Consider the following 12,050-nt stretch of genomic DNA (forward strand, 5'->3'; position numbering starts at 1 on the left):
TACATTTTGATTATCAACAACTTAGTTATTCAGCTATAAAATCCGGTGATATTTTATAAATTTGCATGTTATTTAGAAATATGAAGAAGATTCATTTGATAGTATTGGCAGTTTTCCCTGTTTTTTTCTTTTCCCAGAGTATAAGAGGATTGAATATTCCCGACTCATTAAAGAATAAAAGCGATAAATATTTTGATGATGCTTATAATAAGGTATTCCAAATTGATAATGACAAAGCAGAGCATTTGGCCAACTATATTTTAATAAAGGGAAAAAATGAGAATAATAAAAAGATTATCTTCGAAGGCTACTACAATATTGCCCGTGTAAAAAATCTCAAAAATGAGAACGGGCATCCCTTTGCAGATTCCCTCATCACTGCCACCAAGAATTTTAGTAACGCTGAATATCCTGCCAAATCTCATATTCTGAAGGGAATTCTGTTTAATAATGAGGGGAAATATAAAGAAGCTTTAAATGAATATACTGTAGCCCTCAATCTGAATAAGGCTGAAAACAAGGAACAATTTTATTACGTAAGCAAGCTTATTGCTATATTAAAAACTGCGACAGAGGAATATGAGGAAGCTTTGCCGCTTTTTATAAAATATTACGATTATGAAAGGGATAAAGTTAAAAATACAAACCTTGATGCTAAAAACTATATTTCGTCCATTTTTTCTCTAGCCAACATCTACACAAAATGCAAGGATTATAAAAAAAGTATCCAGTTTGCAGATCTCGGATTGACAGAATGTAAAAAGTATAATGATTACTCCAATTACAATTATCTCCTGATGATAAAAGGAATCAGCCTTTTTTATTTAAAGGATTTTTCGTCATCTGGTGTCATTTTATCCAACATTGAAAAAGGATTAATCAATAGTAAGGACTATATTAATTTAGGTATTCTATACTATTATCTGGGAAAAATCGAATATGAAAATCACAAAGAAGAAGAAGCTGTAGAGTACTTCAAAAAAGCAGATTCTATTTCCTTTAATTTTAACGGCTTCGAGGCCATAAAGAGAGATGGATATGAAATTTTAATTGATTTTTATAAAAAGAAAGGAGACTTAAATAATCAGCTAAGGTACATTAATAACCTGATGTATAGTGACAGTATAATAGCTGTGAACCGAAAAAATCTTTCAAAAGAGATTCTGAAAAAGTATGATACCCCTTTACTTATGAAAGAAAAGTTAAATATAATTGATAAACTGAACCATCAGAATATATGGTTAATAGTTTCTCTGTTATGTATTACTTTACTTTTCATATTTATTATCCGAAAAAACAGAAAAAAGATAAAAGAATACGAAAAACAGGCTAAAATACTGTTAGAAAAACCTGTAATAGCTCCTGCTCATGTATTTGCAGAAGAAATAAAACCAGAAAGTAATACAGCTCCCTCTGCTTCCGTTGAACGAAAAGAAAAGACCACCAAAAATGATCTCACTTCCAATTCAAAATTTAAAATATTAATTGACAAAATTGAGGAATTTGAGAAGACGAACAGCTTCCTTGCGAAGAACATTACATTAGACTCTCTTTCAAAAGAATTCGACACCAACAGAGACTACCTTTCTAAGCTCGTGAATGAATTAAAAGGTAAAAACTTTTCACAATATCTGAACGAACTTAGAATTAATTATATCGTTGAAGAATTAAAATCGAACGAGAAAATTAGAAAACATACCATTGCCGCCATTGCAAATGATATAGGCTACAACAACGCTGAATCTTTTACCAATGCTTTCAAAAAAATAACGGGGACTCTTCCTTCTTACTACATAAAAGCACTCAGCTAAACACAAATAACAACACACTAATTAACAATACGTTACAACCTCACCTTATCGAAATTTATCAATTCCGGTATATATATTTTCGTTCTTAGCAAGATTAGAACTTTATTTGTACATCAATTTATTAAATCAATTTTAAATCATTTTTACTAGTGAAAAAGCTTAAGAAAACAGAAAAAAAATTATCATTAAACAAACTTCAAATGTCTAAAATAACACGCGGGCTGAATTCCATCAGGGGAGGTTTAGGTATGGATAACCTGGGTTTTGCAGGAGATAATGGAGCGAACGACACAGTTGTAAATAAAACACTTGATACGATCGATATCCAAACAGGAACAAACTAAAAAATTAATAACCACTTCAACATTTTATCAGTAATTTTGGAAAAAATTACTGATTTTTCATTCTATGAAATACATACTAATTGTACCTTTCTTTTTATCGTTTACTATTATTTTTTCTCAAAAAATAAGCATTAAACAATTTAACGAATACAATATTGAAAAGATAGAACCTTTAATGTCATATTTAAGTTCTGAAATACAAAAAAAGTATGAAGAAAAAGATAAGGCCGCAAAGTATGATAATCTTTTCAGGGTAAATATGGCCGGAAAAAACTATGACGTTGCTTTAAGCCAGCTGGATTCTGTACGAAGTGTGTACAAAAAAAGTAATCCCTCTATTGCTAACGCAATGGGAACGCAGTATGAAATCTTCATAAAAGCCAAAAAAAATAAAAATTCTCAAACAGACTTTCAACAGGCATATAAGGAAGAATTCAAAAAAAAATATGAAAGTTTGCCTGTAAAGTCTCAGATTATACTTACCCGCTATTTTAGTGGTGATACGGAAAAAACAAAAAAAGATCTTCTGGCTTCTCTTAAAAATGATGTGCAAAACAAAGACAGCATCGATTTAAAAAAAGCTATATTGCTGTGCAGAAGCTATAACGCCTACATAGCAGGACCTACTTTTGATATAGCCCTAAAATACTTAAAAGATTTAGACTCCCGAAACTTTGAGGTAATGGACAGCTTACTGATCGACAACCAAATAAGTATAAGAGTTGTTTTAAATAAAAAAATTACCCACCCCGAATCTACCATTTTAACCAATTCTATCTATCCTGATAATGAGGATGTAAATGACCAGAAGCAGCAGGCAAGTTATGGATATCATTCCGTATATATCTATCCGCGGGGGAAATATACCAGCAACTCTGCAATAGAACCTTTTGAGCATGAGCAGGAAGATATAAATAAGGTTATAGACTGGGTGATAAAACAGCCATGGAGTAATGGTAAAACTGGAATGATCGGGGGAAGCTATCTGGGATTCAGCCAATGGGCTGCCGCTAAAAATATTCACCCAGCCCTGAAAACTATCATTCCGCAAGCTTCAGTGGGAATCGGAACAGTAGATTTCCCCATGAACAACAACATCTTCGCATCTTACTGTCTTCGCTGGATTAATTATGTTACCAATAACAAAATGCTCGATCAAGGCTTTGTGGATGAAGATAAATGGCATTCGGTTTTTAAAAAATGGTATGAAAGCGGTGAAGCATTCAACAGATTAGATTCTATTGCCGGTAAAAAGAGTGAAATTTTTCAACGCTGGCTAAAACATCCTTCATTTGATAATTACTGGCAAAAAATGATTCCTTATAAACGGGAGTATTCAAACATCAATATCCCCGTTTTAACTATTACAGGATACTATGATTCTGATCAGCTTGGAGCATTATATTATTTAAGAAACCATTTTAAATATAACAAAAATGCCGATCATTATGTCATTATTGGCCCCTATGATCATTCAGGAGCACAAGGTTATATTAAAAGTAATGTAAAAGGGTATGCTATTGATCCTGCAGCCAATATTGATCTTGGAAATATGACAATGGAGTGGTTTGATTATATTCTGAAAGGTAAAGCAAAGCCATCTTTTCTTAAAGATAAAATTAATTACCAGGTAATGGGAACCAATGAATGGAAAAGTACTTCCAACATTGATGATTTTGATAAAAATAAATTAAAATTCTATATCACAAGCCAGCATCAGCTTTCCTTACAAAAAGAAGCTCATAAGGATTTCACATCGATAAAAGTAGATTTAAAACAACGTTCCAATGCAGCTGAGCTTTTAAAACAGAATGATAATGTGATAGATACTCAAATAAATCATCCTGATGCAGTGGTATTTTCATCAGATCCATTTGACAAACCTTTTGAATATTCTGGAAATTTCAGGGGCCGTTTAAAACTGTCTGTTAATAAAAAAGATGTCGATGTATACATGAAATTGTATGAGAAAACCCAGGAAGGTAAATATTTTTTACTGTCTACTTACTATGGAAGAGCAAGCTATGCTAAAAGTTCAGAGAAAAGAAAATTGCTGCGTGAAAACAAAGAAACGGATATAACTGCTGTCAACAACGAATTTGTAAGTAAAAAAGTAGCAAAAGGCAGTACGCTTGTCTTGGTGCTGGGAGTTATAAAAAATCCACTTATGCAGATCAACTATGGAACTGGAAAAGATGTGAGCGAAGAAACCATCAAGGATGCTGCAGTTCCTGTAGAAATAAAATTTTACAACAACAGTTTTATAGAAATCCCTATTTCACTTAAATAATGCCACGTTTTCCATTTCAGTTTTTTGACACATTTGTTGTGAGATCGCCGATTTTTTCCTACAAAGAATTTCAGGATAATTTCTCTGGTGAAAACATCACTAAGGGATCTTTAGAGAAATATTGCAACCATACAATTTTTAGAGAAGCCATTTATTTAGCTTCTCTTTCCTTATATGATGAGATAGAGAAATTGACGGATCGTGATCATACAACGTCTTATTTGCCCAATGAAAAAACAAAGATTTCATTATTAAAATATTATAACCGTACAAGTACCCGTTCCACTCCATTTGGTTTATTTTCAGGAGTAAGCATCGGCCGATTTGAAAAGGAAAATACATTTCCGGTATTTTCAGAGGGCGTAAAAATACGAGATACAAAGCTTGACATGCATTTTCTGGTCGCTCTCTCCGAGCAGCTTATCTTCATTCCCCACATTAAAAACAGCCTTTTATTTTTCCCTAACAACAGTATTCATCAGGTCGGAAGCAAAATCCGCTATATGGAATATGAAAATAATAATGGAAAAAGAGATTATGTAGTGTCTTCTGCACCTTTGTCTAAAGAATTAGAACACATTATACACTTTTGTAAGGCTGGTAAAACGATAGACCAGATTGCTTCTGTTCTTATTGATGAAGAAATATCTCTGGAAGAAGCAAAAGAATTTATTGATGAGCTCATTGAAAACCAGGTTTTAATCAGTGAACTTAATCCAACCGTTTCAGGAGATGATTTCCTGGAACTTATCATTTCCGTTCTCAAAAGAATCGGAGCTCACGATGAAAAAGAAATCTTGTCTGCTATAAAGAGTAAAATTAATGAACTGGACTTACATTTTGGAAATACCGCTGAAGCATATTCTGAAATTGAGGCACTCATCAAAAAACTGAATGTACAATATGAAAAAAAATACCTTTTTCAGACAGATCTTTATTTTGCCAGTGAAACGGATTTATCTTATCAATGGAAAAAAGGGCTGAAGAAAGGAATTTCTTTTTTGAATAAAATTGCCGATCCTCACAAAGAAACTGCTTTAGAAAAATTTAAAAAAGCTTTTCATGAAAGATTTGAACACGAAGAAGTTCCATTATCTTATGCTTTAGATCCGGAAATAGGAATTGGTTATTTACAAAATATCCCTGCAAAAGGAGTTCATCCCTATATTGAAGATTTAATTCTGCCGTATTCCCGTCAGCAAAAAGAAATTCACATTAAGCTTAATCCATTACAGGTTATCCTGAATCAAAAGCTGCAAAAAGCACTCTGGAATAAAGATGCCGTAATTCATTTAACTGATCAGGACTTCAATGGTTTTGAAGAAGACTGGAAAAACGTTCCGGACACTTTATCTGTAATGGCAGAAATCGTGTCAGAAGGCCAGCAGGAAAAATTATTGCTCAAATCCATCAGTGGAAATGCCGGAAAATTATTGGGCAGATTCTGTTCAGAAAAATCATCCATAAAAGATTTAGTGAAAACCATTGCTGAAAAAGAGCAGGAACTTAATATGGATAAAATCCTGGCAGAGATTTTACATTTGCCTGAATCCCGAATCGGAAATGTAATCAGAAGACCATCAATAAGAGCATATGAAATTCCATATTTGGCCAGTTCGGCGTTAAAAACAGAAAATCAGCTTCCTATAGACGATTTGTACTTGTCAATAAGAAATAATCAATTATTTTTAAGGTCAAAAAAGTATAACAAGGAAGTTATTCCTCATTTAACAAACGCTCATAATTATTCACATAATTCGTTGCCTATATACCATTTTTTATGTGATTATAATAACCAGAATGTGAAACCTTATTTATCATTTAGCTGGGGCGGTTTATCGCAAATTTATGAATGCCTTCCCAGAGTAGAATATCAAAATATAATTCTGTCTAAGGCGCAGTGGAAGATTGATTCCGAACAGATTCATTATTTTGATTCTATTCTTCAATCCGGTCAAAAAGATCTTCTGTTTCAAAAGATTGAAGAGTGGAGACAATTAAAAAGGATCCCGCAATGGATACAGTGGGTAAAGGGAGATAATACACTGGCAATCAATTTGAAAAATTACGATTTAATTCAAATATTTTTATCATCCGTAAAAAATGAGAAAACAATTTTTATTGAGGAGTTCCTGTGTAATGATCAGTCAGATTATATTCATCAATTCGTTTTCTCTCTTTATAAAGATCTATAAATAAGATGATAACCAGAAAATTTCATCCGGGAAGCAAGTGGCTTTATTTTAAAGTCTATACTGGAGTTAAAACTTCAGATATTATTTTACAGGAAGTTTTGGAACCCATCGTTGAGCAATTAAAGGATCAAAACATCATTGAAAAATGGTTTTTTATACGTTATAATGATCCTAAGCCTCATTTACGGATTAGATTTGCCCTCAGGAACCTTAATGACCATCACCATGTTCTGCAAATGTTTAACTCAGTATCTCAGAATTATCTGGAATCTGGGGAAATTTCTGCCTTCATCATAGAAAGCTACTCCAGAGAACTTGAACGGTATGGAGAAAATACTATAGAATATGCAGAAGACCTTTTTTTTAAAAGCAGTGAATTGATTTTAAACTTTCTGGAATACAGCGACGAAGAAAAAATCATCGCATCTCTCTTTTATATCGATCATATTTTTACAGTACTCCATCTATCTGCAGAAGAAAAAACAGAATATATAAAAGGTTATGAGAATGCTTTCAAAATAGAATTCAGGGCAGATAAACACTTAAATCAGCAGTTGAAAAGAAAATATAATGAATTTTCTCCCGGATACTTCGAATTCATTACTTCCAGCGAATATGAAGAAATAAGGGATTTAATACTGAATACTATTTCCGAAAGTAATGTACCACTTCAAGAAATTCTTAGACTAAGAAAAGAAAGTCTGCTAAAAGTTTCTGTAAAAGATTTCTTCCAAAGTATTTTTCATATGCATATTAACAGGCTGTTTGTTTCCCATCAAAGATTATTTGAAATGGTGATATATGATTATTTACTCCGTTTCTATAAGGCAACAACAATTATCGGAAATCCCGATACACAATAAAAAAACCGCTCACATTACGTAAGCGGATGATTTTCTGTAGTCCCGCCTGGGCTCGAATATTTTTTATTTTTCCTTTATTTATGGTACACTCAAGCAACTGTATTTACAAAGGGGAAAATATAGAGAAAATTTATTCATTTAAGTCTGTAAAAGAGATTTAAGTTTTTTCAACTATATTTATAGTAGTAAGAACTTTTGCAGACAAGAGGATAGCAGGATAAGCTTCTGGAATGTGTATAACCTTTTACCCAAGCTAATAAATCCTCTTCTATAGATACTTTCCTAGATAGAAATCTGAATGCCCTTGAATTTTACAAAAGGGATTCAGAAAACGTTCAAGGATAATTCTGATTACTGTTGGTTTTTGAGCCAGATAAAATACATTGGGGATGTTTTTTACATCAGTTCATTATTTTTGAATTTTATATTAGGTCACAACGTCTTTTGTATTTTCCTTAGACAGCATCCACGGTATTATAAAATAAAAGGCTATCGCAATAAGAGTTGCGCAGCAACCTGTACCAATCCATAGTACCTTAAACCCAAATCTTTCGGCAATTAAGGTTCCTATAAAAGGGGTAACAATAAAGGCTAAGGAAAAAGAAATACCATTCAGCCCCATGTAAGCTCCTTTATTATTAGCATCGGCTCGTAAAGCTGTAATGGTAGACATAAAAGGGAGTGTCCATATTTCACCGATACAAAGTATGCTCATTGAGATAATCAAAGTAATAATACTATAATCAAATGCAAGCATTGCATAAGAGAACCCGCACAGGAATGTTCCTAAAAACATTATCGTTTTCAATTTAAAATATTTCTCCGCAATTTGGACAAGTGACATTTCTAATAATACAATCAAAATACCATTGTATCCTAAAAGATAACCAATGTTTTGCTGGCTAAGATGTGCTGTATCTTTATAAAAAATGGTTAGTGTATTTAAAAGCTGAAAAAAACATATCATAAAAAGCATACAAAAAATACAAAAGATTAAGAATTTTCGATCCCTGTAAGGAGAGCTTTTATTGATGGTAATGGTTTTCTGTATTTTTTTAGGATTTTCCGCCAAGAGCTTATCTCGTTTTCTAAAGAATACTATATATATTATCCCGGCCAAGAGTGCTCCCAAAGCATTACTATAAAAAAGAAATTCATAAGAAATAGCAGACAGAACCCCTCCTAAAGTTGGACCGATAGAAAATCCTAAATTCACAGCCATCCTATTCAACGAAAATGCTCTTGTAATATTTCCCGGTTTTGTATATTTAGTGACTGCCACTGAGTTTGCGGGACGAAAAGTCTCACTTACAGTGCTCTGTACCAGAATAATACCAGCCAATCCTATTTCTGTTGTGAAAAGGGGAATCATACAAAACAAAGGCACACTTAGCAACAAACTAATACTCTGCACTTTATATTCACCAATTTTGTCGGTAACAATTCCACCCAACCAGGAGCCGATCACAGATCCTATTCCAAAAAAACTCAGAATAATTCCCGAATTCTCAATGTTGAAATGCAAATGAGTTGTCATATATACTCCTAAAAACGGGAGTACCATAGATCCTGAACGATTGATGAGCATCACCAATGCCAACATCCAGCTTTCCTGAGAAAGTCCTTTAAATGAGTTCGTATAATTTTTAATTAATTTCACGGAAATAATTCGTTTTAATAAAGTACAGACTATCAAAATAATAAGACAGAAACTTATTTTTCAAAATTAAGTGTACTATGAGGTTACTATTATTCTTATAGGCCTGAAGTTTTTTGATCTTCCTTCAGCATTTTGAATACATAATATTACACAATGATTATTGGATCATAATTTATTTAGCTTTACATGTTCCAAATGAATATTCTTCCCCTGGATATCCATTCCAGAAGCTGCAACATTACAGCTATATTCATCATTAATAAAAACTTCTTGCACACAGTAACTCTCATTACCGATCATACTCCTATTTTCTAAAATTTCAAAAGATGTCAAAGGAATTGATAAACCCTTACCATGAGCTTTGACTACAGCTTCTTTTTCTGTCCAATAGGTAAAGAATTCTTTGACAGTGTTTTCAGAGGTGTGTAATCTGTTTAATTCATTCTCAGTCATTTGAGTTTCAAAATCCATATAATTGATTTTATGATCAATATATTCTACATCAATTCCAATAACCGATTTACTAATACAGCATACTACTAGGCTTCCTGAATGTGAAATATTAAAATGTACATTATGGTCTGTTAAAATAGGTTTATTGTTCTGTGTACAGATTAGTTTAAAATTCTGAATATCAAGATAACCATTTAAACCGTATTTTAAAAGGACTCTTCCAAGTAAAGATAGTTGGGCATCCTGCCATCTTCTGTATTTCTGAATTTTCGTACTTAAATCAGTGGAAAAAGCATGTAAATATTTATCTAATAAATACTGATGGTTTTCTTCTTCTATAAATGCATATAAAATAATCATTAGGACAGGAATATATTCATAAATAATTCTTACTTATCATTCGATTTTACAGTAAACAAAATTGTTATTACTCGGCAATTGGAACAGAGACACTATGTATATTTCCAAATGCTTTTTTAATTTGTGCTGCCAGCTCTACCGGATGATTATAAATAAAGAAATGATCTCCTTCCAAAAGTAATTTTGTGAAAGATTGACTTGTATAATTTCTCCAATTGTCGATATTTTCGGCATTCTCTTCACCTGTTCCCATTAAAGCTATAATTGATGTAGATTTTAATGCTGAGGGGATCTGTTCATCTTTTATATCAACAATTTCAAAATCAGCTCTTAGAATGGGTTCCAAAAACATATAGAGTTCCTCGTTTTCAAGCAGTTCACTGCTAATACCTCCAAGGTTTTCTAGTTCTTTTTTAAATTCTTCATCAGGTAGTAAATACATTTTTTTTTCTCTGTAGACTCGGGGCCCGGCATTTCCTGAAACAACCAAAGTCTGCGCGGGATCTCCAGATTCTTCCAGCTGTTTTGCAATATCCAAGCCCAGGCCCGCCCCCATACTATGACCATAAAGAATAAATGGGACATTAGTATTTCTCCGTGTTCTCACTTGCCAGACCAGATCGGAGATTACCTGAGATCTGGTCTTTAGTAAAGGTTCGGACATCCGTTTTCCCCTGCCTGGTAATTCCAGCGGTATAAAGTCAAAACATTCTTCTAAATATTCTTTCAAAAATGAATATGAATAGCAGTTTCCACCTGCGAAATGGAAAAGAAAAAGTTGTGGTTTGATGTTCATGTATTATTTTTTAAACAGAAATAACTTTAAAGTTTACATATTTTTGTAAACAATCAGGAACTGCAACAGATCCATCTGCTTGCTGGTAATTCTCAAGTATAGCTATCATAACTCTCGGAATGCCAAAAGCACTTCCGTTTAAAGTATGTGCATAGACATTCTTTTTACTATTTTCATCTTTAATTCTAACCTTGGATCTACGTCCCTGAAAGTCACCACAATTGCTAATGGAGCTTACTTCCAGCCATTCCTGGCTTCCGGCTGCCCAAAGTTCAACATCATAGGTCTTCATGGCTGCAAATCCGATATCACCTGAGCATAACAGCTTTATTCTATACGGAATCTTTAACTGTTTGCAAATTGAAACTATATGTTCAAGCATTTTCTCATGCTCTGTTTTGGATTCATCAGGATGGCAGATCTTATACAGTTCCACTTTATCAAACTGATGACCTCTTTTTATTCCTCTTACATCTCTTCCGGCACTCATTTTTTCTCTTCTAAAACAAGGAGAATAGCTGCAATAGTTTATAGTAGAAAAATTAGAAGCAAATAACTCATTTGCATGAAGATACGTAATGGAAACTTCAGAAGTTGGGATAAGCCAGAAGTCTTCCTTATGATCATGATACAGGTTCTCTTCGAACTTAGGGAGCTGGCCTGCCCCCAGAAGACACTTTTCCTGAACAATATAGGGTAAGTTCAATTCTGTATATCCTGATTCATTGTGTTTTTCCAATAAGAAATATATAAGAGCTCTCTGTAACTGAGCAAGCTTGTTTTTTAAAACATAAAACCGGGAACCACTTAATTTCACTCCTCTTTCAAAATCAATATCTCTCTTACAGACCTCTATATCCCAATGTTCTTTTCTTTTAAAATCTGATGCGTCAGGAACATTTTCAGAATACAAAATAACGTTTTCATCTTCGTCTTTTCCAACTGGAGTATCTTCATCCAGTACATTAGGTAACTGCATGATCAAATTGGAGTATTTGTTTTCCAGCTCTCGTTTTTCTTTTTCCAAAACGGAAAGACTGGATTTAATTTCCCTGACTTTTGCTATTTTATCATCATCTGATACAACTGAATTGCTTTGACTTAAAACGTTTCTTTCCTGTCTTAATTTTTCGTAGGCATGTTTTGACTCATTTAATGATTTGTAAACTTCTAAAATTTTATCCGTTATTGTACTGTCCTCACCTCTGTTTTCCAAAGATGCATCTACATATTCCTTTTGTTTTATTAATAAATCTATATTTATCATTTTTAAAATTA

At 32.9% G+C, this 12,050-nt stretch carries 10 protein-coding genes; 6 read left to right on the forward strand and 4 right to left on the reverse strand.

The genetic code is table 11. The features are described 5' to 3' along the window. Positions 1–80 precede the first annotated feature (80 nt). The 6 genes from RAH34_RS17290 to RAH34_RS17315 all read left to right on the forward strand — a co-directional run bounded on the left by RAH34_RS17290 (position 81) and on the right by RAH34_RS17315 (position 7,848). Entirely contained in the window at positions 81–1,811 is a 1,731-nt protein-coding gene (locus tag RAH34_RS17290; protein ID WP_306596939.1) for an AraC family transcriptional regulator, read from the forward strand. Positions 1,812–2,011: 200 nt separating this feature from the next. Next, positions 2,012–2,155: a hypothetical protein gene (locus tag RAH34_RS17295; RefSeq protein WP_162800912.1), complete on the forward strand. Its 144-nt coding sequence runs from the start codon at positions 2,012–2,014 to the stop codon at positions 2,153–2,155. 175 nt (positions 2,156–2,330) lie between these two features. Next, the gene (locus tag RAH34_RS17300; RefSeq protein ID WP_306596940.1) at positions 2,331–4,445 is read left to right on the forward strand and encodes a CocE/NonD family hydrolase; all 2,115 of its coding nucleotides are present in this window, start codon (positions 2,331–2,333) and stop codon (positions 4,443–4,445) included. Next, positions 4,445–6,640, forward strand: coding sequence for a lantibiotic dehydratase family protein (locus tag RAH34_RS17305; RefSeq protein ID WP_306596941.1), 2,196 nt, complete (start codon positions 4,445–4,447; stop codon positions 6,638–6,640). Before RAH34_RS17300 ends, RAH34_RS17305 begins: the two co-directional genes overlap by 1 nt. A 5-nt stretch (positions 6,641–6,645) precedes the next feature. After that, positions 6,646–7,503 carry a thiopeptide-type bacteriocin biosynthesis protein gene (locus RAH34_RS17310; protein WP_306596942.1) on the forward strand — a complete coding sequence of 286 codons (858 nt, stop codon included), beginning with the start codon at positions 6,646–6,648 and terminating at the stop codon, positions 7,501–7,503. Between the two features lie 270 nt (positions 7,504–7,773). After that, entirely contained in the window at positions 7,774–7,848 is a 75-nt protein-coding gene (locus RAH34_RS17315) for a hypothetical protein (protein WP_306597012.1), read from the forward strand. Between the two features lie 82 nt (positions 7,849–7,930). Here RAH34_RS17315 and RAH34_RS17320 read toward each other — a convergent pair whose 3' ends face one another. The 4 genes from RAH34_RS17320 to serS all read right to left on the reverse strand — a co-directional run bounded on the left by RAH34_RS17320 (position 7,931) and on the right by serS (position 12,039). After that, complete coding sequence (locus tag RAH34_RS17320; protein ID WP_114820974.1) at positions 7,931–9,106, reverse strand: MFS transporter; 1,176 nt, start codon at positions 9,104–9,106, stop codon at positions 7,931–7,933. Positions 9,107–9,328: 222 nt separating this feature from the next. Further along, a complete protein-coding gene (locus RAH34_RS17325) occupies positions 9,329–9,976 on the reverse strand; it encodes a 4'-phosphopantetheinyl transferase superfamily protein (RefSeq protein ID WP_306596943.1) in 648 nt (215 codons plus the stop codon). Between the two features lie 67 nt (positions 9,977–10,043). After that, positions 10,044–10,772, reverse strand: coding sequence for a thioesterase II family protein (locus RAH34_RS17330; protein WP_306596944.1), 729 nt, complete (start codon positions 10,770–10,772; stop codon positions 10,044–10,046). A gap of 10 nt (positions 10,773–10,782) precedes the next feature. Next, on the reverse strand, positions 10,783–12,039 hold the full coding sequence (gene serS, locus RAH34_RS17335; RefSeq protein WP_306596945.1) for a serine--tRNA ligase: 1,257 nt from the start codon (positions 12,037–12,039) through the stop codon (positions 10,783–10,785). Positions 12,040–12,050: the final 11 nt, after the last annotated feature.

The organism is Chryseobacterium sp. WLY505 (assembly GCF_030846215.1).
Classification (GTDB): Bacteria; Bacteroidota; Bacteroidia; order Flavobacteriales; family Weeksellaceae; genus Chryseobacterium.